The 19,772-nt window shown below is 63.6% G+C and carries 24 protein-coding genes; 8 read left to right on the top strand and 16 right to left on the bottom strand.

The window, feature by feature from the left end; all coding sequences use genetic code 11:
* Positions 1 to 69: 69 nt before the first annotated feature.
* Positions 70 to 693: a transcriptional repressor LexA gene (gene lexA, locus C2U40_RS23485; RefSeq protein WP_011704201.1), complete on the bottom strand. Its 624-nt coding sequence runs from the start codon at positions 691 to 693 to the stop codon at positions 70 to 72.
* A gap of 204 nt (positions 694 to 897) precedes the next feature.
* Between lexA and plsB the strand changes: the two genes are divergently transcribed.
* The gene (plsB, locus tag C2U40_RS23480; RefSeq protein ID WP_011704200.1) at positions 898 to 3,321 is read left to right on the top strand and encodes a glycerol-3-phosphate 1-O-acyltransferase PlsB; all 2,424 of its coding nucleotides are present in this window, start codon (positions 898 to 900) and stop codon (positions 3,319 to 3,321) included.
* 65 nt (positions 3,322 to 3,386) lie between these two features.
* On the opposite strand, the gene ubiA is transcribed toward plsB, so the two are convergent.
* Both ubiA and C2U40_RS23470 read right to left on the bottom strand, forming a co-directional pair.
* Complete coding sequence (gene ubiA / locus C2U40_RS23475; RefSeq protein ID WP_011704199.1) at positions 3,387 to 4,250, bottom strand: 4-hydroxybenzoate octaprenyltransferase; 864 nt, start codon at positions 4,248 to 4,250, stop codon at positions 3,387 to 3,389.
* The gene (locus C2U40_RS23470; RefSeq protein WP_103828643.1) at positions 4,247 to 4,783 is read right to left on the bottom strand and encodes a chorismate--pyruvate lyase family protein; all 537 of its coding nucleotides are present in this window, start codon (positions 4,781 to 4,783) and stop codon (positions 4,247 to 4,249) included. The genes ubiA and C2U40_RS23470 overlap by 4 nt, the downstream gene beginning before the upstream one ends.
* Positions 4,784 to 4,928: 145 nt before the next feature.
* On the opposite strand from C2U40_RS23470, the gene C2U40_RS23465 reads away from it, so the two are divergent.
* On the top strand, positions 4,929 to 5,363 hold the full coding sequence (locus C2U40_RS23465; protein WP_011704197.1) for a flagellar basal body-associated FliL family protein: 435 nt from the start codon (positions 4,929 to 4,931) through the stop codon (positions 5,361 to 5,363).
* A 105-nt stretch (positions 5,364 to 5,468) separates the two neighbouring features.
* Complete coding sequence (locus tag C2U40_RS23460; RefSeq protein WP_005307551.1) at positions 5,469 to 5,639, top strand: hypothetical protein; 171 nt, start codon at positions 5,469 to 5,471, stop codon at positions 5,637 to 5,639.
* A gap of 13 nt (positions 5,640 to 5,652) precedes the next feature.
* Here the strand turns inward: C2U40_RS23460 and C2U40_RS23455 are convergent, their stop codons facing one another.
* From C2U40_RS23455 to C2U40_RS23440, 4 genes are all read right to left on the bottom strand, one after another.
* Positions 5,653 to 5,994, bottom strand: coding sequence for a DUF2799 domain-containing protein (locus C2U40_RS23455; protein WP_103828642.1), 342 nt, complete (start codon positions 5,992 to 5,994; stop codon positions 5,653 to 5,655).
* Between the two features lie 129 nt (positions 5,995 to 6,123).
* Positions 6,124 to 6,246 carry a hypothetical protein gene (locus C2U40_RS26860; protein ID WP_016349017.1) on the bottom strand — a complete coding sequence of 41 codons (123 nt, stop codon included), beginning with the start codon at positions 6,244 to 6,246 and terminating at the stop codon, positions 6,124 to 6,126.
* 74 nt (positions 6,247 to 6,320) lie between these two features.
* Positions 6,321 to 7,301, bottom strand: a complete 981-nt coding sequence (gene acuI, locus C2U40_RS23445; RefSeq protein ID WP_103850993.1) for an acrylyl-CoA reductase (NADPH) — start codon at positions 7,299 to 7,301, stop codon at positions 6,321 to 6,323.
* 29 nt (positions 7,302 to 7,330) lie between these two features.
* Positions 7,331 to 8,353 (bottom strand): LacI family DNA-binding transcriptional regulator, encoded by a 1,023-nt coding sequence (locus C2U40_RS23440; protein WP_024946139.1) that lies wholly within the window; start codon positions 8,351 to 8,353, stop codon positions 7,331 to 7,333.
* Positions 8,354 to 8,605: 252 nt separating this feature from the next.
* Between C2U40_RS23440 and C2U40_RS23435 the strand changes: the two genes are divergently transcribed.
* Genes C2U40_RS23435 through C2U40_RS23425 form a run of 3 tightly spaced genes read left to right on the top strand, consistent with a single transcriptional unit; the run spans position 8,606 to position 10,686 of the window.
* Positions 8,606 to 9,049 carry a PTS sugar transporter subunit IIA gene (locus C2U40_RS23435; RefSeq protein WP_005307534.1) on the top strand — a complete coding sequence of 148 codons (444 nt, stop codon included), beginning with the start codon at positions 8,606 to 8,608 and terminating at the stop codon, positions 9,047 to 9,049.
* A gap of 32 nt (positions 9,050 to 9,081) precedes the next feature.
* Positions 9,082 to 9,369 carry a PTS sugar transporter subunit IIB gene (locus tag C2U40_RS23430; protein WP_016349013.1) on the top strand — a complete coding sequence of 96 codons (288 nt, stop codon included), beginning with the start codon at positions 9,082 to 9,084 and terminating at the stop codon, positions 9,367 to 9,369.
* A 60-nt stretch (positions 9,370 to 9,429) separates the two neighbouring features.
* Complete coding sequence (locus C2U40_RS23425) at positions 9,430 to 10,686, top strand: PTS ascorbate transporter subunit IIC (protein WP_011704190.1); 1,257 nt, start codon at positions 9,430 to 9,432, stop codon at positions 10,684 to 10,686.
* A 68-nt stretch (positions 10,687 to 10,754) separates the two neighbouring features.
* Here the strand turns inward: C2U40_RS23425 and waaA are convergent, their stop codons facing one another.
* Positions 10,755 to 12,020, bottom strand: coding sequence for a lipid IV(A) 3-deoxy-D-manno-octulosonic acid transferase (gene waaA, locus C2U40_RS23420; protein ID WP_103828640.1), 1,266 nt, complete (start codon positions 12,018 to 12,020; stop codon positions 10,755 to 10,757).
* A 1-nt stretch (position 12,021) separates the two neighbouring features.
* Positions 12,022 to 13,137: a lipopolysaccharide heptosyltransferase II gene (gene waaF, locus C2U40_RS23415; protein ID WP_103828639.1), complete on the bottom strand. Its 1,116-nt coding sequence runs from the start codon at positions 13,135 to 13,137 to the stop codon at positions 12,022 to 12,024.
* Positions 13,138 to 13,378: 241 nt separating this feature from the next.
* On the opposite strand from waaF, the gene C2U40_RS23410 reads away from it, so the two are divergent.
* Positions 13,379 to 14,167, top strand: coding sequence for a glycosyltransferase family 2 protein (locus C2U40_RS23410; protein ID WP_024946143.1), 789 nt, complete (start codon positions 13,379 to 13,381; stop codon positions 14,165 to 14,167).
* A gap of 69 nt (positions 14,168 to 14,236) precedes the next feature.
* Here the strand turns inward: C2U40_RS23410 and C2U40_RS23405 are convergent, their stop codons facing one another.
* A complete protein-coding gene (locus C2U40_RS23405; RefSeq protein WP_029302645.1) occupies positions 14,237 to 15,280 on the bottom strand; it encodes a glycosyltransferase family 9 protein in 1,044 nt (347 codons plus the stop codon).
* Between the two features lie 223 nt (positions 15,281 to 15,503).
* Here C2U40_RS23405 and coaD point away from each other — a divergent pair, with 223 nt between their 5' ends.
* A complete protein-coding gene (gene coaD, locus C2U40_RS23400; RefSeq protein ID WP_011704185.1) occupies positions 15,504 to 15,986 on the top strand; it encodes a pantetheine-phosphate adenylyltransferase in 483 nt (160 codons plus the stop codon).
* 54 nt (positions 15,987 to 16,040) lie between these two features.
* Here coaD and C2U40_RS23395 read toward each other — a convergent pair whose 3' ends face one another.
* From C2U40_RS23395 to radC, 6 genes are all read right to left on the bottom strand, one after another.
* Positions 16,041 to 16,922, bottom strand: coding sequence for a VirK/YbjX family protein (locus C2U40_RS23395; RefSeq protein WP_017411133.1), 882 nt, complete (start codon positions 16,920 to 16,922; stop codon positions 16,041 to 16,043).
* A gap of 178 nt (positions 16,923 to 17,100) precedes the next feature.
* Positions 17,101 to 17,913, bottom strand: coding sequence for a bifunctional DNA-formamidopyrimidine glycosylase/DNA-(apurinic or apyrimidinic site) lyase (mutM, locus tag C2U40_RS23390; protein WP_011704183.1), 813 nt, complete (start codon positions 17,911 to 17,913; stop codon positions 17,101 to 17,103).
* A 30-nt stretch (positions 17,914 to 17,943) separates the two neighbouring features.
* Positions 17,944 to 18,399 carry a hypothetical protein gene (locus C2U40_RS23385; RefSeq protein ID WP_103828638.1) on the bottom strand — a complete coding sequence of 152 codons (456 nt, stop codon included), beginning with the start codon at positions 18,397 to 18,399 and terminating at the stop codon, positions 17,944 to 17,946.
* 93 nt (positions 18,400 to 18,492) lie between these two features.
* Entirely contained in the window at positions 18,493 to 18,660 is a 168-nt protein-coding gene (rpmG, locus tag C2U40_RS23380; protein WP_005307500.1) for a 50S ribosomal protein L33, read from the bottom strand.
* A gap of 11 nt (positions 18,661 to 18,671) precedes the next feature.
* Positions 18,672 to 18,908 (bottom strand): 50S ribosomal protein L28, encoded by a 237-nt coding sequence (gene rpmB / locus C2U40_RS23375; protein ID WP_005307492.1) that lies wholly within the window; start codon positions 18,906 to 18,908, stop codon positions 18,672 to 18,674.
* Positions 18,909 to 19,044: 136 nt separating this feature from the next.
* Complete coding sequence (gene radC / locus C2U40_RS23370; RefSeq protein WP_011704181.1) at positions 19,045 to 19,719, bottom strand: RadC family protein; 675 nt, start codon at positions 19,717 to 19,719, stop codon at positions 19,045 to 19,047.
* Positions 19,720 to 19,772: the final 53 nt, after the last annotated feature.

Raw genomic sequence — 19,772 nt, 5'->3', positions numbered from 1 at the left:
GATTGAAATCATGGGGAAAGGAGTACAGAAACGAAACGGCCTCCGCAGGAGGCCGTTTCGTGGCAAGGATTACATCCAGTCGGCGTTGCGAATGACGCCGACTGCCAGCCCCTCGATGGTGAGCTGCTGGCAGGAGAGATCCACCTCGATGGGGGAGAGCTCTTCGTTCTCCGGCAGCAGCCACACCTGGCTGCCCTTGCGCTGGAAGCGCTTGACGGTGACATCCTCGTCGAGCCGTGCCACCACCACCTGGCCGTTGCGCACCTCCTGGGTCTTGTGCACCGCCAGCAGGTCGCCATCCAGAATGCCGATGTTCTTCATGCTCATACCCTGCACCCGCAGCAGGAAGTCTGCCCGCGGGTGGAACAGGGCCGGATCCACCTGGTAGTGGCTCTCGATATGTTCCTGCGCCAGGATGGGCTCGCCGGCGGCTACCTTGCCAATCAGCGGCAGACCGCTCTCTTCCAGCGGCTCCTCCTCTTCGAGCAACAGGCGGATGCCGCGGGACGTGCCCGGCATGATCTCGATGACCCCCTTTTTGGCCAGGGCCTTCAGATGTTCCTCGGCCGCATTGGCCGACTTGAAACCAAGCTTCTGGGCTATCTCGGCGCGAGTCGGCGGCATGCCGGTTTCGTTCATGTTCGCCTTGATCAACTCCAGCACTTCGGCCTGGCGGGGAGTAAGGGGTTTCATAGCATGGGCACCTGTCTTTTTATACAGCACACTGGCAGTATATACAGTGCAGTGGCCAAGGCAAGGCGCAGCTGACATTTGTCGCGACCCGGCGCTCATTTGCTGCAGATTTGATCCCGCGCAGCCGACTCATCGTACCTCTCGGCGACAAGCAGTCGGTGATTTGCTATGCTCACGCCGCATTTTTTTGGAGAGCAGACGCACATGTCCCTTGGACAGAACATTTCCAGAGCCATCTTGCAATGGCCGGTCAGCGGCTTGGTCAATCACAAGAGCCTGCCGGAAAATCCCATCACCGAGCTCAAGCTGGATCCGGCCAGACCCATCGTCTACGCCCTGAAGACCAGCTCGATCACCGACCTGATGACCCTGCAACAGTGCTGCGAGGATCTCGGCCTGCCCGGCCCCTTCACCCCGCTGGAGCTGAACGGCCAGTTGCTGCCCCGTTATGTCTGTCTGGACCGTCCGCCTCCCCTGTTTGGCAAGCGCAGCAAGCCGCTGCCCTTCCTGCAGGAGTTCCACCAGCTGCTGGATCTGCACAAGCAGGATCCGGCGCTGGATATCCAGGTAGTGCCCGTCACCCTGTTCTGGGGCCGTGCCCCCGGCCGGGAAGGCGAGGAGGCCTCCGGCTGGAACATCATCAGCAGCCTGGCGCCAAACCGCCTCAAGAAGGCGTTGATCGTGATCCTCAAAGGGCGCGAGAACCTGGTGCGCTTCTCCCCGCCGCTTTCCCTGCGTCACATGGCGGACAAGCACGGCACCGACGAAGCCATCGCCCACAAGCTGGCGCGGGTCGCCCGTACCCACTTCAGCCGCCAGCAGCTGGCCGCTACCGGCCCCAAGCTGCCCAACCGCAACCTGCTGTTCAAACAACTGCTCGATTCGAACGTCATTCAGCAGGCCATCGAGGAAGAGGCCCAGCGCGAGGGGATCAGCCTAGAGAAAGCCCAGAAACGGGCCCACGGCTATATGGACGAGATCGCCTCCGACTTCTCCTACCGGCTGATCCGGCTCGGCGAGAGCTTCCTCGGCTGGCTGTGGAACAAGCTCTACCGCGGCCTCTCGGTCAACGGGGCCGAGAAGGTGCGCCAGCTGGCCCAGGAAGGGCACGAGATCGTCTATGTGCCCTGCCATCGCAGCCACATGGACTATCTGCTGCTCTCCTACGTCATCTACCACCAGGGCATGGTGCCGCCCCATATCGCGGCGGGCATCAACCTCAACTTCTGGCCGGCGGGCCCGATCTTCCGCCACGGCGGCGCCTTCTTCATTCGTCGCACCTTCAAGGGCAACCCGCTCTACAGCACGGTATTCCGGGAGTACCTCAACCTGCTGTTTGCCAAGGGTTATTCGGTTGAGTTCTTCACCGAAGGCGGGCGTTCGCGTACCGGCCGCCTGCTGCCGCCCAAGACCGGCATGCTGGCGATGACCCTGCAGGCCATGATGCGCGGGCTGGACAGACCGGTAACTCTGGTGCCCGTCTATCTGGGCTACGAGCACGTGATGGAGGTGAATACCTACCACAACGAGCTCAAGGGCAGCCGCAAGGAGAAGGAGAGCTTCCTGCAGGTGCTCGGCATCCTGCGCAAGCTGCGCAACTACGGCCGCGGCTTCGTCAACTTCGGTGAGCCGCTGACCCTCAACAATTACCTCAACGAGCACGTGCCCAGCTGGAAGGAGCACATCGGCGAGGAGGAGCGTCCCGAGTGGATGGCGCCCACCGTCAACCAGCTGGCCGAGCTGCTGATGACCCGCATCAACGGGGCTGCCGCCGTCAACGGCCTGACCCTGAGCGCGCTGGCGCTGCTGGCCGCCGAGCGCCATGCGCTGACCCGCGACGAACTGCAGGCCCAGCTCAACACCTATCTGGATCTGCTCAAGCAGGTGCCCTACAGCCCGCACAGCACCATCCCGGACGAGGATGCCAAGACCCTGCTGGATCAGGCGATGGAGCTCAACAAGTTCGAGGTGAGCGAGGACAAGCTGGGCCAGATCGTCAGCCTGGACCGCTATCAGGCGATCCTGCTGACCTACTACCGCAACAACATCCTCCATCTGTTCGCCATGCCCTCCCTGGTGGCGGCCCTGATCGAGCGCTGCGAGGGGATCTCCCGCAGCGAGATCGTTGCCCGCTGCATCGACATCTACCCGCTGCTCAAGACCGAACTGTTCCTGCGCTATGAAGAAGACGAGCTGCCGGAGCTGGTCGACGCCCTGCTGGCAGAACTGCAGCGCCAGCAGCTGATTGAGGCCCGCGACGGCGGCTTCTGGGTCAATCCGGTCAACCAGACCCGCCTGCTGCTCTTGGCCGAGAGCATCCAGGAGACCCTGCAGCGCTACGCCATCGTGCTGACCCGGGTGCTGGCCCAGCCCCGCATCGAGGCCGAGCAGCTGGAGGCGGACGGCCTGATGATGGCAGAACGCCTCGGCACCCTGCACGGCATCAACGCCCCCGAGTTCTTCGACCAGAAGCTGTTCAGCACCCTGATCCACACCCTGCGCAGCGAAGGCTACCTCGACCCGGGCTGCAAGCCGGATCTGGGCCGCTTCCAGGCGCTGGCCGACAACATAGTGCCGCTGCTGAGCACCAAGATCCGCCGCACCATTCAGGCCGGCAACCGGCTCTGACCCCGCTCGCACGACACCATAAAAAAGGCCGCAACATGCGGCCTTTTTTCATGACAGGAGCTGACTCACAGGTAGTTGATCACTACCCCGGCAAAGATCAGCGCCCCCACGTAGTTGTTGTTGAGAAACGCCTGGAAGCAGGCCTCCCGCTGCCGCTCGCGGATCAGCCGCTGCTGATAGACGAACAGCGCCGCCGCCGCCAGCAGCGACCAGTAGTAGCTGGAGCCCAGCTCGCTCAGCTGTCCCACCAGCAGCAGGATCAGCAGGGTCAGCAACTGCAGCGCGCCGATGATCCGCTTGTCGTGGCGGCCGAACAGGATGGCGCTCGACTTGAGACCGAGCTTGAGGTCGTCGTCCCGGTCCACCATGGCGTACTGGGTGTCATAGGCGATGGTCCACAGCAGGTTGGCGAGAAACACCAGCCAGGCCACCGCCGGCAAGGCATTGGCCTGGGCCGCATAGGCCATGGGAATCGACCAGGAGAAGGCCATGCCGAGCACCAGCTGGGGGATCGGGATGTAGCGCTTCATGAAGGGGTAGCAGACCGCCAGCAGCAGGGCCGCGAACGACAGGCCGATGGTGAGCGGGTTCATGGTCAGCACCAGGGCGAACGAGATGAGCGCCAGCACCGCAAACAGCGCCAGCACCTCCCGCGGCTTGACCTTGCCCATGGGCAGCGGCCGACCGGCGGTGCGCTTCACGTGACCATCGAAGTTGCGATCCGCATAGTCGTTGATGACGCAACCGGCGGAGCGCATCAGAAACACCCCCACCACGAACACTAGCAGGGTCCAGAGATCCGGCAGACCGTCAGCCGCCAGCCACAGCGCCCACAGGGTCGGCCACAGCAGCAGCAGGGTACCGATGGGCTTGTCGATGCGGGCCAACTGCACGTAGGCCAGTCCCCGCTCCTTGGTTAACAGATTCACTCCAGCTCCTTGTTGCATGACAGAGAGGGCAAGAAGAGTTCATGGACCAGCAGTGGCCATTGCCCCAGAAACAGACGGGAACGACGTCCCCAGACGATGCCGGCCGGACACCAGGGATTGCTCGCAATCTCGAAACAGGCCAGTTGCAGATGATCGCGCCGGGCAGGCTCGTCACCAAAGATACGTTCACCCAGAGGTTGCTCACCCAGCTCGCGCAAGCCTCTCTCTTGCAGCGCGGCTTCGGCAAACAGGGTCCAGCCCAGTACGGCCGGCCCATGATCGCCGTGCAGGATCACCTCGCGACACAGCCCCATGGGCTGCTCGGCGACCACCAGCTGCTGCTCGTCGGCGTCGAGGGCGACGCTGCGATTGCCGAACAGTTGTACCGAGAAGTGGCGATTGTGGCGGCGCAGGCGCCGGGTCATGGAATCGGCCTCCAGCAACCAGGGCAGCAAGGCCTCGGGCGGCTCGCACTGCGCGGGCGTCTGCCAGGGCACGAGCCGGGCAAGGGGAACAGTCAACTCGGACTTCACAGCTTCACCATCCGGAGATTTCCGTTATCAGGTTAAAATCCGGTTTATTATCCGTAAATCAATCGAGAATTGTAAGAACATCCGTGCTTGACGGCCCCGATGGCAGCATCAAAAATGGGGTATCTCTTGCTGATGAGCCATCCCTATGAAGCTATTCAAATTTCTGCTGGTGTTGTTGCTAAGCTGCGGTGCACTTCAGGCCTATGCCTCCGAAGGGGGGGAAGCCCCCGCAGAAGGGGAAGCTGCCGCCGCCAAGCCGGGTTTCTTCTATCACCTGCTGGATCCCGACATCATCACCAACTACCTGAGCGATGGCAAAACCCTCGGCTACGTCCGGGTGACGGTGGAGCTGATGGCCGAGAACGAGGCCGACCTCAAGCTGCTGGAGCAGCATGACCCCCTCATCCGTGACGCCATCATCCGCCTGATGGGCAGCAAGAGTGCCGACCAGATCAAGTCTCTGGTCAGCCGCGAAGACCTGCGCAAGGAGTGCCAGACCCGGGCCAACGAGCTGCTGGTGAAGGAAACCGGCAAGAAGGCGGTGCGCGAGCTGATCTTTACCAAGTTCCTCTATCAGTAATCTCCCGTCACCACGAGCGGGCCGCGAGATCATCCGGGCCCGCTCGCTGTTTTAGAAATGAAAATTGATTACACTAGGGCTCACCGAGTTGTCGAGGTAGTCGAGATGGGCAACAAGACCCTGTGTGAATGGCGTCGCAGCGAGATCCCGGCCGATCTCAAGACCCTGCGCAAAATCGTGCGCAAACCCAAGTTCGTCTGCGGCAAGTGTGCCCGCAGCGCCAACGACAAGAGCTATCTGTGTCAGCCGCTGCGGTTGAAAGAGAAAGAAGCCTGAGCCGCCAGCCCGGCTACTGATCGGTCCAGCCTTGGCGGCCCTGCTCGAACAGCCGGCGCGCCTGGACGTCATTGGGACAGACCCCGCGATACTCGCCACCGGAACGGCCCGCCAGATAGAGGTGCTCCGGCCGGCAATACCAGGCCAGTCCCTTCTGATGCCCCTGTTTCCACAGCTCGGCATCCACCTTCTCGCCGCACTGGGCCTGATGAAACTCGACCCGCTCGACAGTAAAGCCCAGCTTGCCATCGGCCTCCCCCACCTCGCTCCACACCTTCTCGCACGGATCGTCCGAATGGGAGACGCAGCCCCCGAGCAGAACGGCAAACACTATCACCGAGAGTCGCATAATCATCCTTGAGTGTCGTTTGGGCAGTTCATTCTAGCCAGAGCCGCAGCCCCCTCCAAGCACCTCTCCCCATTCCTGTGAGCCGCCCAAAAAAACAGGCGGGCCCGAGGCCCGCCTGTGTATTCAATGCGCGGATTACTGGTCGTCGAGAGGGTCATCATCCTGCCAGCTCTCGTCTTCCCATTCGTCCAGCTCTTCTTCCCAGGATTCCGGCTCCCAATCGTCATCGAGATCGTAATCCGGCTTGTGTCCACCCATGCTCATTCTCCTTGGATAGTGCACCCGCACTCAAAGTCTATCCAGAAAAATGGGGCTCGCCAGTCAGGGCTGGATCAAAGTTTGACCAGGGTGCGCCCCGCGATTTGCCCTTGGGTGATGGCTTCGGCGGCCTCCGTCACCTGCTCCAGCCCGATCTCGGTGACCGCCTGCGCAAAGAAGCTGGCGGGCAGATCCAGAGCCAGTCGCTGCCACGCCAGTTGGCGGCGCGCCAGCGGGCACATCACCGAATCGACCCCCTGCAACCGCACGTTGCGCAGGATGAAGGGCATCACGCTGGTGGGCAGATCGAAGCCACCCGCCAGCCCGCAGGCCGCCACGGCGCCGCCGTAGTTCATCTGGGCCAGCAGCTTGGCCAGCACCTGACTGCCGACGGTATCGACCGCCCCGGCCCACAGCTGCTTCTCCAGCGGCTTGGCGGGCTCCAGCAGCGCGCTGCGCGGCACGATGCGACTGGCGCCGAGCGCAGTCAGCAGCTCGCCCTGCTCCGCGGGACGGCCGGTCAGGGCCGCCACCTGATAACCCAGTGCGGCCAGCAAGGCGACGGCGGTGGAGCCAACCCCGCCGGCGGCGCCGGTCACCAGGATCTCGCCGCTCTGCGGGGTCACTCCCGCCTCTTCCAGCGCCAGCACGCAGAGCATGGCGGTCAGACCGGCAGTACCGATGCACATGGCCTGGCGCTCATCCAGCCCGGCCGGCAGCGGTACCAGCCAGTCGGCCTTGACCCGTGCCTGTTCGGCCATGCCGCCCCAGTGCCCTTCCCCCACGCCCCAGCCGGTCAACACTACCTTGTCGCCCGGCTGATAACGCTCGTCGGCAGACTCGAGCACGGTACCGGCGAAGTCGATGCCGGGCACCAGCGGCCACTGGCGCACTATCTTGCCCTTGCCGGTGATGGCCAGCCCGTCTTTGTAGTTGAGGGAGCTGTAGCTCACCGCCACCCGCACCTCGCCGGCCGGCAGCTGGCTCTCGTCCAGCCGGGTCAGGGTCGGCACCGTCTTGCCGTCTTGGTTTTCCAGTAACAGAGCCTTGAACATGGTTGCCTCTTTGATGAGTGTGAAAGGGGTCAGCTGCTTTGCCGCTTCTGCAGCTGGAAATCGAGGGTCAGCGCCGAGCCCATGACGGGTTCACCGGCCAGCTGACGCAAGATGAGATCGGCGGCCTCCTGCCCCATCCGCTGATAGGGGATGCGGACCGAGGTGAGTGCCGGATAGCAGGCCCGCGCCACGTCCAGATCGTCGAAACCGGCGATGGCGAGTTTGCCCGGCACGTTCAGGTGGCGACGCTGGCATTCGAACAGCACCCCGGCCGCCAGCTCGTCGTTGACGCAGACCAGCGCATCCAGTTCGGGCCAGCGCAGCAGGAACTCCCCCAGCATGGCCGCCCCCGTGCTGAAGCTGGGCCGCTCCGAGGTGTTGATGATGGCGTCGGGGGAGAGGTAGTTGTCCAGCAGCGCCTTCTGCCAGCCCTGCATGCGCTGCTGCAGCATCCACTGCTCCTGGCGGGCACAGAGAAAACCGATATTGCGGTAGCCGCGCTCGATCAGGTGGCGGGTCAGCTGGTAGCCGGCATCGAAGTTGGAGACCCCGACGTTCATGTCGATGGGGCTGCGCGCCATCGCCCCCACCTCCACCACCGGCAGGCGAGCCGCCTGCAGCCGCTGGCGGATGGTCTCGCCGGGATCGCTGCCAAACAGCACCACGGCCGCCGGATTGTGCTGCAGAAAGCTGGTCAGCAGGCTCTCTTCCTGCTGCTTGAGGTGCTGGGCATCCCCCAGCATGATCTGGTAGCCCTCGCCCCGCAGCGTCTGCTGCAGCCCGGCGATCACCTCGCCGCAACCGCACTCGGTCAGGCTGGGCACGATCACCACTATGGTCTGGGAAGTGGCGGACGCCAGCGCCCCCGCCGCCCGATTGGGGATATAGCCGAGTTCGTCCACCGCCGCCTCGATGCGCTCGCGCATCTTGTCGGACACCAGCTCGGGGGTGCGCAGGGCACGCGACACCGTCATGGCCCCCACGCCGGCCAGCTGGGCCACATCGTTGAGGGTCACCCGACCCGTGCTACGGCGTTTCTTCGCTTCTGACATCCTTTCCCTTCCTCGGCATACGGGTGCTCACTTTAAGGCAAAAGCGGGGCACTGACTATTTGCTCAAACCGGATTTTACCTCCTTTGAGCCAGAGAAGGGGCAAGATGAATCCCTTCTATGGGAGAAATGATAGCGCTATCACAGATCGATGTTAGCGCTATCTGGTAGCGCTAACTTTCGCGATCAGGCTCACAGTTATCAGCCGGCAAGATCGCTAGATTGGCGCCATCTTATCCAGCCCGGACATTGCCATGCTGACCCAATTGCTGACCGAGGAGGTCATTTCCATCGAAGCGGGCGCCCGCGACTGGCGTCACGCCATCGAGCTGGCCACCGCCCCCCTGCTGGCCAACGGCACCATAGAGCCCTCCTATGTGGCGGCGCTGTATCGCTCCCACGAGGAGCTCGGCCCCTACTACGTGCTGGGCCCCGGCCTCGCCATGCCCCACGCCCGCCCGGAAGACGGCGTCAACCGGCTGGGACTGGCGCTGACCGTGCTGAAGGAGGGGGTCAACTTCGGTTCCGAGGGCAACGACCCGGTCCGGCTGCTGGTCACCCTGGCCGCCAGCGACAGCAACTCCCACGTGGAGACCATCGCCCAGCTGGCCGAACTGTTCATGAATGAAGAAGACGTGGCGGCCATCATGGCGGCCACCAGCAAAGACGACATCCTGCGCATCCTGGCGCGTTATTGAGTGGCGCCCTGCGCCCGACAGAGGAAGAGAACATGAAGATTCTGGTTGTATGCGGACACGGCCTGGGTACCAGCCTGATGATGGAGATGAGCATCAAGAGCATTCTCAAGGAGCTGGCCGTGACGGCCGAGGTGGATCACCGGGATCTCGCCTCCGCTGGCAGTGAGAGCGCCGAGATCTTTGTCGCCACCCGCGACATCGCCGAACAGCTGGTCAGCATGGGGGTCGACGGCCGGCTGGTATCGCTGGACAACATGGTCGACAAGGCCGCCATGAAAGAAAAACTCGCCATCGCCCTGCGCGAGCTGGGCGCACTCTAACCCTTTTGCGACTGTCTGGGCGGCCGGTGAGCCGCCGCTTCCATCTGCTTGGAGCTGACCATGGAATTTTTCAATTTTCTGATGTTTGACGTGCTGTCGGAGCCGGCCGTGCTGGTTGGCCTGATCGCCCTCATCGGCCTGATCGCCCAGAAGAAACCGGTGACCGAGTGCATCAAGGGCACGGTCAAGACCATCATGGGCTTCGTCATCCTGGGGGCCGGCGCCACCCTGGTGGTGAACTCCCTCGGCGACTTCGCCACCATCTTCCAGCACGCCTTCGGTATCAAGGGGGTGGTCCCCAACAACGAGGCCATCGTCTCCATCGCCCAGCAGTCGTTCGGCAAGGAGATGGCGATGATCATGTTCTTCGCCATGCTGGTGAACATCCTGATCGCCCGGCTCACCCCGTGGAAATTCATCTTCCTGACCGGTCACCACACCCTGTTCATGTCGATGATGGTGGCAGCCATCCTCTCCGCCGGCGGCATGAGCGGCATTCCGCTCATCGCGGTGGGCAGCCTGGTGGTCGGCGTGACCATGGTGCTGTTCCCGGCCCTCGCCCACCCCTACATGAAGCAGATCACCGGCTCCGATGACGTGGCTCTCGGCCACTTCTCCACCTGCTCCTACGTGCTGGCCGGCTGGATCGGCGCCAAGTTCGGCAACAAGGCCCACAGCAGCGAAGAGGTGCAGGTGCCCAAGAGCCTGCTGTTCCTGCGCGATACCCCGGTGGCCATCTCCTTCACCATGGGCATCATCTTCCTCATCACCTCCGCCTTCGCCGGGCCCGAGTTCGTCGCCAGCGTCGCCAAGGGCAAGCACTGGTTCATGTTCTCCCTGATGCAGTCCATCACCTTCGCCGCCGGGGTCTACGTGATCCTGCAGGGGGTGCGGATGGTCATCGCCGAAATCGTGCCGGCCTTCAAGGGGATCTCCGACAAGCTGGTGCCCAACGCCAAGCCGGCGCTGGACTGCCCCATCGTCTTCCCCTACGCCCCCAATGCGGTGCTGATCGGCTTCCTGTCGAGCTTTGCCGCCGGTCTGGTGGGCATGGTGCTGCTCTACCTGCTGGGGCTCACCGTCATCATTCCGGGCGTGGTGCCACACTTCTTCGTCGGCGCGGCAGCCGGGGTGTTCGGCAACGCCACCGGGGGTCGCCGTGGTGCCCTGCTGGGTGCCTTCGCCAACGGCCTGCTGATCACCTTCCTGCCGGTGTTCCTGCTGCCGGTGCTGGGGGATCTCGGCTTTGCCAACACCACCTTCAGCGATGCCGACTTCGGCGTGGTAGGGATCCTGCTCGGCCTGATCGTGCGCTAACCCTCAGCCCACACGACAAACAAAAACGGAGCGCCATGCGCTCCGTTTTTTTATATCCGTCTGCGGCTTCAGTCGTTCTCCAGGCTGGCGAGGCAGTGGGAAAGGGTGCGAGCCAGCGCCCCCTGGTTGCGCAGCACCACGGCGCGGGCCTGCTCGCCCATCTCCCGGCGTCGGCTCTCGTCGGCCAGCAGCGCACTCACCTGCTCCCCCAGCTCGGCAGCATCGGCTACCACGGCGGCGCCACCCTGAGCCACCAGCTGGCGGGTGATGTCGCTGAAGTTGAAGTAGGCGGGGCCGCTCAGGCAGGGTTTGCCGAGCGCAGCCGGTTCCAGCAGGTTATGGCCGCCCACCTTGACCAGGCTGCCGCCGACGAAGGCCACGTCGGCCGCCGCCAGCATCAGCGGCAGCTCGCCCATCGTATCGCCCAGGTAGATCTTGTCGCGCTCGCCGACCGCACCGCCCGCCGTACGCCGCACGCAGCCGTAGGGGGCACACAACGCAGCCACCCGCTCGAATCGCTCGGGGTGACGCGGTACCAGGATCAGCAGGGCCGACGGCTGCACCGCGAGCACCCGATCGAAGGCGGCCAGCACCTGCTCGTCCTCACCCTGATGGGTGCTGGCGGCGATCCAGACCGGCCGCTCCGCCCCCAGCAGTTGGCGCAGGGCGCGGCCCCTGGCCTGCACCTGCTCATCGAGCTGGATGTCGAACTTGATGGAACCGGTCACCGCCAGCCGCTCGCGCCCCAGCCCCAGCCGATGGAAGCGATCCGCGTCGTCCTGGTGCTGGCAGAGCAGGTGGGTCAGCGGCCGGCTGAGGGCATCGAACGCCCCCTGAAAATGGCCATAACGCCGGCAGGATCGCTCCGAGAGGCGGGCATTGATGATGGTTACCGGCAGGTGGCGCGCCTCGCAGGCGGCCAGCCAGTTCGGCCACAGTTCGGTTTCCATTACCCAGAGCGCGCGCGGTTTGACGGCATTGAGAAACGCCGCCACCGCCCAGGGGTAGTCGAGCGGTGCGTAGCGGTGCTCCACCAGATCCCCCAGCCTGGCGGCCTGCTCGGCACCGGTGCGGGTGGTGGTGGTGAGCAGGATCGGCAGATCGGGCCGCTCGGCCTTGAGGGCGCGGATGAAAGGGCTGATGGCCAGCGTCTCCCCCACACTCACCGCATGGATCCAGAGCGGCGCCTCCTGCCCGGTGGCGGGCGTCAGCCCCAGGTGCTCGGCCCAGCGCTTGCCAAAGCCGGGCTTGCCCTTCTTCGGCTTGTAGAGCGCCAGCAATGCTAGCGGCAACCCCAGGTGGATCAGCAGGTTGTAGAGCAGCCGATAGCCCATGCTAGTGCGGCTCCCTGCGCTTGCCCGGCTCGGCGACAAAACGGGGCGGTTCGCCGGGCGGCAGCGCCAGCGGCGGGGCCGGTGTCTCACTGCACTCCAGCCGGCGGCCAGCCTCGATGACCTGCTCCGGCATCAGCTCGATCAGGCACTTGAGGTGGCCGAACTTGCAGGTGCGCTTGAAGCAGGGGCGGCACTCGATGTCGGTGTGGACGATCTCGACCCGGTCCGCCAGCGGCGGGGTATAGAGCGGCGAAGTGGAGCCATAGACCCCGATCAGCGGCCGGTTGAGGGCGGCGGCGACGTGCATCAGGCCGGAGTCGTTGGCGATCACCCGCCCGGCCAGCGCCATCAGGTCGATCGCCTCGTACAGATTGGTCTTGCCCGCCAGCACGTGGCAGTTGGGGCGCGACAGCGGGTTGATCCGGTCGCGGATGGTGTTGGCCACCGCCGCGTCCTTGGCGGAGCCGAAGATCCACACCTGCCAACCCTCGTCGAGGTGTTTTTGCGCCACCACGGCGTAGTGGCCCTCCGGCCAGCGCTTGGCCGGGCCGAACTCGGCCCCCGGGCAGAGCACCAGCACCGGGCGGGCGCGATCCAGTCCGAGCCGCTCCAGCGCCTTCTCCTGGTTGATGAGATCGACGTTGAGGGCCGGCTGGGGAATGGTCGGGATGTCGGCCCGGCTCTTCATCTGCGCCTTGGGATAGGCCAGCGCCAGGTAGGCTTCCACCATCAGCGGAAAGGCGGACTTGTTGCTGCGCATGTCGTTGAGCAGACCGAAGCGGTGCTCACCCTTCCAGCCGGTGCGCACCGGGATGCGGGCAAACCAGGGGATCAGCGCCGACTTCATGGAGTTGGGCTGGATGATGGCCTGATCGTACTTTTCGGCCGCCAGCTGCTTGCCGAGCCGGCGGCGGGCCCCCAGCTTGAAGTCGCCGTGGCCGAGCGGCATCGGGATGGCTTTGTCCACCTCCGGCATCCGCTCCAGCAGGGCACCACACCAGGCGGGCGCCATCACGTGCAGCTCGCTGTCGGGGTGATTGGCCTTGATCGCCTTGTAGAGGCTCTGGGACATCACCATGTCGCCGACCCAGGAGGGGCCGATCACCAATATCTTCATCTCGCGCGTCTCTTGGGCCAAGCCCTGCGGTTAATCGTTGCTGGCCGAGATTATGCCCCAAGAATGGCCCGAGAAATAACAGAAGATCCCCGCACCACCCGCTCTCATGCCAAAAAGAATCCCATTTGAAACTGACACAGCCCCGGCAGCCGGAACCATGCTCCGCCTGCCGTTTTAGGCTAGAATGGGCGCCAATTTGAGCATGGCCCGCCAGCCGGGCGCCAACAAGAGCCTTTAATCCGTGAACAAACCGACTCTGGCGGCTGTCCTTATCGTCAAGAATGAAGCCGAAAACCTGCGCCCCTGCCTCGCCTCCCTCGACGGGCTGGTCGACGAGATCGTCATCATGGACTCCGGCAGCCAGGACGAGACCCCGGCCATCGCCGCCGAATTCGGCGCCCGCTTCTTCGTCAATCCGGTATGGCCCGGCTTCGGCCGCCAGCGCCGCCTCGCCCAGTCCCACGTGCAATCCGACTGGGTACTGTGGCTGGATGCGGACGAGCGGCTCACCCCCGAGCTGAAAGCCGCCATCGCCGCCGTCATGGCCAACCCGGCCAGCGACACCATCTACTCGATCCCGCGCCTCTCCTGGGTGTTCGGCCGCTTCATCCGCCACAGCGGCTGGTATCCGGACCGGGTGCTGCGCCTCTATCCCAAGGCGCTCACCAGCTACAACGAGGTGCTGGTGCACGAGAAGGTGGAAGTGCGCGCCAACATGAAGATCGTCAACCTGCACGGCGACCTGCTCCACTTCACCTATCGGGATCTGGAGCACTACCTGGTCAAATCCGCCGGCTATGCTCGCGCCTGGGCCGATCAGCGCACCGCCCGCGGCAAGAAGGGCTCCCTCGGCCAGGGGTTGGTGCACGCGCTGGGCTGCTTCCTCAAGATGTACCTGCTCAAGGCTGGCTTCCTCGATGGCAAGCAGGGGCTCTTGCTGGCCATCCTGTCGGCCCACTCCACTTTCGTGAAGTACGCCGACCTCTGGATCCGCCAGCAGCCGCAGGCGCCGGATCAGGCTGACCAGTAAGCCGCAGCACTTCCCCTCATACGAGACAGGGCCCTTCAAGGGCCCTGTCTGCATTCACATCATTTGGTATCAGTGTTCAGCGCGCCAGAACGGCGGCGCCCAGCGGGCGATCGCCGCCGCCATGGTCTTGGGATCGAGCTGGCTCATGTCTTCCGGGTGATCGCTGTCTTCCGGCGGGCTGAACGCCAGGTGGCGCCCTTCGCTGTTGAGCGGACGCCAGCGCAGCGGCGTCGCCGAGCGGTGCGCCGGGAAGAAGCCGATGGTGGGCACATCCAGCGCCGCAGCGATGTGCAGCGGCCCGGTGCTGCCCGCCACGAACAGGGCGGCGTTGGCCATCACCTGGCAAAACTTGGGCAACCCCTCGTCGGAGCGGTAGATCCAGCCGTTGCCGCCGTGGGCCAGCAGCTCGGCCGCCAGCTGTTCGGCGATCTTCTCCTCCCCCGGCCCCGCGGTCAGGATGCACTGCAGCTCGGGACAGGCCTGGTTGAGCTTGATGATGAGGCGGGCGTACTGCTCGATGGAGAGGTTGTTGGCCGAGCCACCGCTGCCGGCATGCACCATCAGCCAGGGGCGACCGGCATCGAGCCGCAGGCGGGCGGCGACCTGCTCGCGCACCTGTTGCAGACTCTCCGCATCGAAGCTGAGGTAGGGGCCCTGCGGCTCCACCGCGCTCACCTGCTGGTCGGCAAGGAAACGGCGCACCAGATCCAGGTTGTATTCGTACTCCGGCTTCTGGGAGCGGGAGCGGCGCTGGATCAGGCGCTGGTTGTAGAGCACCTGGGCCAGCTTGGTGGCCGGCGCCAACCGGTAGGGAATGTGCGCCTTCCACACCAGCATGGCGTTGCGGGAGTTGGAGAAAAGGCAGATGGAGGCATCGAAGGCGGCGGCCTTGATGCGCGCTTGCAAGGCGCGTTGCTGTTCCTTGTCGGCCCGTGAGCCCGGATCCAGGATGATCTCGTCAATCCAGGGGCAGAGGCGGGCCAACGGCGCCGTGTAGGCAGGAACCAGGGCAGTCACATGACACTCCATGGAGCGCTTGAGCATGGCAAAGCTCGGCCAGGCCAGCATGAAGTCACCAATCTTGTCATTGCGGACTACCAGAATACGTTTCATAAAAAATCCCTTTGCTCCCTGTCACCAATGCAAGGAGGCTTGATGCGCGGTGCGGGTATTCTTGCCTGATGTATCGCTATTCTCAAGCGAAGAGACCCGGTGACCCCGATTTGGATCGGCAAAGCCGGCCTCGGGGCGCCAAAACTCGCCCCAAGGCGGTCGCGCCAATCCCCCAACAGACCCTATAATGCGACCAAATTTCCCGGTTGCAGGAATCAGCAGCATGACCAACAAGGTAATCTATCCCGGCACCTTCGATCCCGTCACCAACGGCCACACCGACCTCATCGGTCGGGCCGCCAAACTGTTTGATGAAGTAGTGGTCGGGGTAGCCAACAGTCCGAGCAAGCGGCCGCTGTTCGATCTGGACGAGCGGGTGCAGCTGGCTCGCCAGGTGACCGCCCACCTGCCCAACGTCAAGGTGGTCGGTTTCTCCGGCCTGCTGGTGGACTTCGCTAGGGAGCAGCAGGCCAACGTGCTGATCCGCGGTCTGCGCGCCGTCTCCGACTTCGAGTACGAATTCCAGCTGGCCAACATGAACCGTCGCCTGATGCCGGAGCTGGAGAGCGTGTTCCTCACCCCGGCCGAAGAGAACTCTTTCATCTCCTCCACCCTGGTGAAGGAGGTCGCCCTGCACGGCGGCGACATCCGCCAGTTCGTCGACCCTGCCGTGGCCGCCGCCATCAAGGCCAAACAGACCAAGTAACAACGAAACAGGCTACCCGAGGGTAGCCTGTTTGCTGCAAGGAGCCTGCGCGGCTCAGCCCGCCAGACGCGGGCCCAGCAGTTGCTGACTCGCCAGGGTCAGCTGATCGAGCCACTCGTAACGGCGCCGGTACATGGCCCGCTTCTTGGAGGCGATCTCCTCCAGCGGCTTGCGCTGAGCGGGCTGTAGCCGTACGAAGTTGCTGTCCAGATCGATGGCGCCAAACTCCTGCCACAGCTCGTCATAGTCCGCCTGCAGACAGGCTTTCTTCTTCTTGCTGTAACGCCGGGCCTGATAGATGTGGGCCTTCATCCGCACCGCCGAGATATGCTCGGCCTGCATCGCCTCGGCCAGCTGCATCACCAGCATCACCACCAGCGACTTGGGCCGCAGACCGTGGCCCTCCTTGGTCAGCGCACGCACCTTGTCCTGTGCCTGCTCGATGCAGGGCTCCGGGCCCTGTACCGAACCGATCACCACTGCCAGCCGGTTGGGGGTACCGGCCAGCGAGAAGGCGCAGCTGTAGAGCCGCTTGCCCTGCGGGTCGACGATGGAGAGGGCCAGCTCCGCCTCGCGGCGGAAGGTGCCGTCGTGGCGCAGCACGATGCGGCAGCCGCTTTCGGGATAACGGCCGAGCTCGATGCCATCCCCCAGATAGAGCGGGTCGATCAGATCCGGGTAGCGGGCCAGCATCAGTCGGTAGTGATTTTCCAGCATCTCGGCCCGCTCGGTCGCGGTGGAGCCGGCAAAGCGATAGGGCCGCATCGGCTTGTCGAGCAGCTCGGGATAGTGGGCAGGCAGGGCCTTGAGCGGTTCGGCCTGAAACAGCTCGAACACCCGGCTCAGCTGCTGCCGATAGAGCAGGCTGCGCAGCACGAACTTGGCGCGATTGAAGGTTTTGCGGGCGCTGTCGTCGGGATAGAGGAAGCGCGCCATTTTTTGGGCACAATAGTGCCCCTGCCGGGACAAATGGTCCCAGTCTATTGATTTAGCTGTCATTTTATTTTCTCAAACCGCCTGAACGGTCGAGATAGTAGTAACAGGCGAGCAAATCTTCAACAGACTGGAAATACTCTCTTACAACTTGGCCATTTCAGGCCAAAAAAACCGCGATTCAGCGCTGGCAGTGGGAACAGAACACGGTGGTACGCTGTCCCAGCCGGATTTCACTGAGCAGGGTGTGGCAGTGAAAACAGGGCTGGCCGCCCCGCCCGTACACCTGCAGCTGCTGCACGAAATAGCCCGGCTTGCCGTCTGCGCTGGTGAAATCCTTGAGGGTGGTGCCGCCCTGCCGGATGGCTTCGGCCAGCACCCGCTTGATCTCGGCCACCAGGGTGCCCAATCGCTCGGCGCTGATGTTGCCCGCCGCCCGCTTGGGGTGAATGCCGGCCGCGTAGAGCGCCTCGTTGGCGTAGATGTTGCCCACCCCGACCACCACTTGGTTGTCCATCAGGAAGGTCTTGATGGCGGTGCTGCGCCCCTTGGCGCGCTCACGCAGGTAATCGGCATTGAACGCATCGGTGAGCGGCTCCGGCCCCAGCTTGGCCAGCAGTGCGTGCGCCTCGGCCGGCTCGCGGGTCCACAGCAGGGCGCCGAAGCGGCGCGGATCGTTGAGCCGCAGCAGCTTGCCGTTGGCCAGCTCGATATCCACGTGATCGTGCTTCTCCGCCGGGGTGCCGATGTCCAGCACCCGCAGGCTGCCCGACATGCCCAGATGGAGGATGGCGGTGCCGAAGTCGGTCTCCAGCAGCAGGTACTTGGCGCGGCGGCTGACCCGGTGGATGGTGAGATCCACCAGCTCCTGGATTTCCCCCGGCACCGGCCAGCGCAGACGGCCGTCCCGCACCACCACTCGGGTGACCTTGATGCCGGTAAGCCAGGGCGAGATACCCTGGCGGCTGACTTCGACTTCCGGTAATTCAGGCATGGGATCCTCGTGCTGACGCTGAAAAAGGGGTTAGGGAGCGGGACGCAGCAGGCTGTGGTACTGCTCCTGGCTCAGGCTGAGCCAGGTCAAGGGGGGCAGCAGGGCGGCAAACTTGCCGCTGTCCTGATAGAGGCCCACCTCGATGGGATCGCTCTGGCCGGCGACCCAGATCTTGAGGGTAACCGGGTTGCCACGCACGGATTCGCCGGGCGGCAGCAACCAGCCCTGCCAGGCCTCGATGTGCGCCGCCAGCTGGGCACTGCTGAGCCCCAGATCCGGCCCGCTGCGCCAGCCCTGCCCGATCCGTTCGATCTGCCAGCTAGGACCCTGCCAGGTGAGCACCACGGCACTCTCGGGCAGCAGCGGACGCGCCCGCTTGGCGCTGTTCTCCTGCTGAGCCAGCTCCAGCCGGTGCAACAGGGTGATCACGATCAGCACCACCACTATGATCACGTTGTTCCAGCCTTTGCGGCTCAGTTTGAACATGGCAAGCCTCCCTTAGAACCGGCAGTGTACTGAATTTCGGCCATAAAAAAACCCGGCACTAGGCCGGGTTTTTGGGAATGCAGCATCAAGTAATTACTTGATTTTGCCTTCCTTGTAGATCACATGCTGACGAACAACGGGATCAAACTTTTTGATCTCCATTTTTTCGGGCATGGTGCGCTTGTTCTTGGTAGTGGTATAGAAGTGACCAGTACCGGCGCTGGAGTTCAGGCGAATTTTCTCGCGAATACCTTTAGCCATGATCTAATTCCTTATACCTTAACACCGCTGGCGCGCAGTTCAGCCAGAACCACTTCAACGCCACGCTTGTCGATGATACGCATGCCTTTTGCGGATACGCGCAGGCTTACGAAGCGTTTTTCACTCTCAACCCAAAAACGGTGAGTGTGCAGGTTCGGCAGGAAACGACGCTTGGTAGCGTTGTTAGCGTGCGAACGGTTGTTACCAACTGCCGGGCGCTTGCCGGTTACTTGGCATACTCTAGACATGTCAGTCTCTCCAAATCTTACTTCATTGCTCGAGCAAATATCTGCCCCGCTGGCCTTCGATTGCGGGGCAAACAGAAGGCGGCATTTTATACAGCATCCGTGATCAAAGATCAACTAATACGGCGCCAGAGCACAGTCATAACCAACCGCGCTCGGCGAAAGAAACCGTGATGCCGTCACCGATCACCAAGTGATCCAGCACTCTGATATCGATCAGGGCCAAGGCGGCCGTGATCCGATCCGTGATCTGGCGGTCGGCCCGACTGGGCTCGGCGACGCCGGACGGGTGATTATGCGCCAGAATCACGGCGGCTGCATTATGTTTGAGTGCGATCTGCACGATTTCTCTGGGCCAGACGCTCGCCGAGTCGAGGGTGCCGTAAAAAAGTTCAACGAATTGAATCACTCGATGCTGGTTGTCGAGCAGCAGCAGGGCAAACACCTCCCGCGGTCGATCCCGCAGCTGGGCCTGCAGATAGTCCCGGGTCAACTGGGGCGAAGTGAGCGGATCGCCTCTTTGCAACTGCTCGGCCAGATGGCGCTTGCCCATCTCCAGCACGGCCTGCAACTGGGCATATTTGGCCGGCCCAAGACCGTGCGCCGCGCAAAAGGCCCGCTGTTCGGCGCCAAGCAGCGCCCGCAGCGAACCAAATTGCTGCAACAGATGGCGGGAGAGATCGACCGCACTCAGGCCGCTGACCCCGGTGCGCAGGAAGATCGCCAGCAGCTCGGCGTCGGACAAGCCGCCAGGCCCCTGACGCAACAGCTTCTCACGCGGGCGTTCATCTTCCGGCCACTCCTTGATGCTCATTTGTCTCTCCCTCATGCCTATTGAGAGAAAACATAGCAAAAAATCGCGGGAGC

Source organism: Aeromonas sp. ASNIH4 (assembly GCF_002934425.1).
In the GTDB taxonomy this organism is placed as follows: Bacteria; Pseudomonadota; Gammaproteobacteria; order Enterobacterales; family Aeromonadaceae; genus Aeromonas; species Aeromonas hydrophila.
Note: the sequence above shows the minus strand (reverse complement) of the source record. Positions and strands in the feature narration are given on the sequence as shown.

Coding starts and splice junctions, on each gene's coding strand:
- lexA (WP_011704201.1), bottom strand. CDS start 693: ATGAAACCCCTTACTCCCCGCCAGGCCGAAGTGCTGGAGTTGATCAAG.
- plsB (WP_011704200.1), top strand. CDS start 898: ATGTCCCTTGGACAGAACATTTCCAGAGCCATCTTGCAATGGCCGGTC.
- C2U40_RS23465 (WP_011704197.1), top strand. CDS start 4,929: ATGAAGCTATTCAAATTTCTGCTGGTGTTGTTGCTAAGCTGCGGTGCA.
- C2U40_RS23460 (WP_005307551.1), top strand. CDS start 5,469: ATGGGCAACAAGACCCTGTGTGAATGGCGTCGCAGCGAGATCCCGGCC.
- C2U40_RS23455 (WP_103828642.1), bottom strand. CDS start 5,994: ATGATTATGCGACTCTCGGTGATAGTGTTTGCCGTTCTGCTCGGGGGC.
- C2U40_RS26860 (WP_016349017.1), bottom strand. CDS start 6,246: ATGGGTGGACACAAGCCGGATTACGATCTCGATGACGATTGGGAGCCG.
- acuI (WP_103850993.1), bottom strand. CDS start 7,301: ATGTTCAAGGCTCTGTTACTGGAAAACCAAGACGGCAAGACGGTGCCG.
- C2U40_RS23440 (WP_024946139.1), bottom strand. CDS start 8,353: ATGTCAGAAGCGAAGAAACGCCGTAGCACGGGTCGGGTGACCCTCAAC.
- C2U40_RS23435 (WP_005307534.1), top strand. CDS start 8,606: ATGCTGACCCAATTGCTGACCGAGGAGGTCATTTCCATCGAAGCGGGC.
- C2U40_RS23430 (WP_016349013.1), top strand. CDS start 9,082: ATGAAGATTCTGGTTGTATGCGGACACGGCCTGGGTACCAGCCTGATG.
- C2U40_RS23425 (WP_011704190.1), top strand. CDS start 9,430: ATGGAATTTTTCAATTTTCTGATGTTTGACGTGCTGTCGGAGCCGGCC.
- waaA (WP_103828640.1), bottom strand. CDS start 12,020: ATGGGCTATCGGCTGCTCTACAACCTGCTGATCCACCTGGGGTTGCCG.
- waaF (WP_103828639.1), bottom strand. CDS start 13,137: ATGAAGATATTGGTGATCGGCCCCTCCTGGGTCGGCGACATGGTGATG.
- C2U40_RS23405 (WP_029302645.1), bottom strand. CDS start 15,280: ATGAAACGTATTCTGGTAGTCCGCAATGACAAGATTGGTGACTTCATG.
- coaD (WP_011704185.1), top strand. CDS start 15,504: ATGACCAACAAGGTAATCTATCCCGGCACCTTCGATCCCGTCACCAAC.
- C2U40_RS23395 (WP_017411133.1), bottom strand. CDS start 16,922: ATGGCGCGCTTCCTCTATCCCGACGACAGCGCCCGCAAAACCTTCAAT.
- mutM (WP_011704183.1), bottom strand. CDS start 17,913: ATGCCTGAATTACCGGAAGTCGAAGTCAGCCGCCAGGGTATCTCGCCC.
- C2U40_RS23385 (WP_103828638.1), bottom strand. CDS start 18,399: ATGTTCAAACTGAGCCGCAAAGGCTGGAACAACGTGATCATAGTGGTG.
- rpmG (WP_005307500.1), bottom strand. CDS start 18,660: ATGGCTAAAGGTATTCGCGAGAAAATTCGCCTGAACTCCAGCGCCGGT.
- rpmB (WP_005307492.1), bottom strand. CDS start 18,908: ATGTCTAGAGTATGCCAAGTAACCGGCAAGCGCCCGGCAGTTGGTAAC.
- radC (WP_011704181.1), bottom strand. CDS start 19,719: ATGAGCATCAAGGAGTGGCCGGAAGATGAACGCCCGCGTGAGAAGCTG.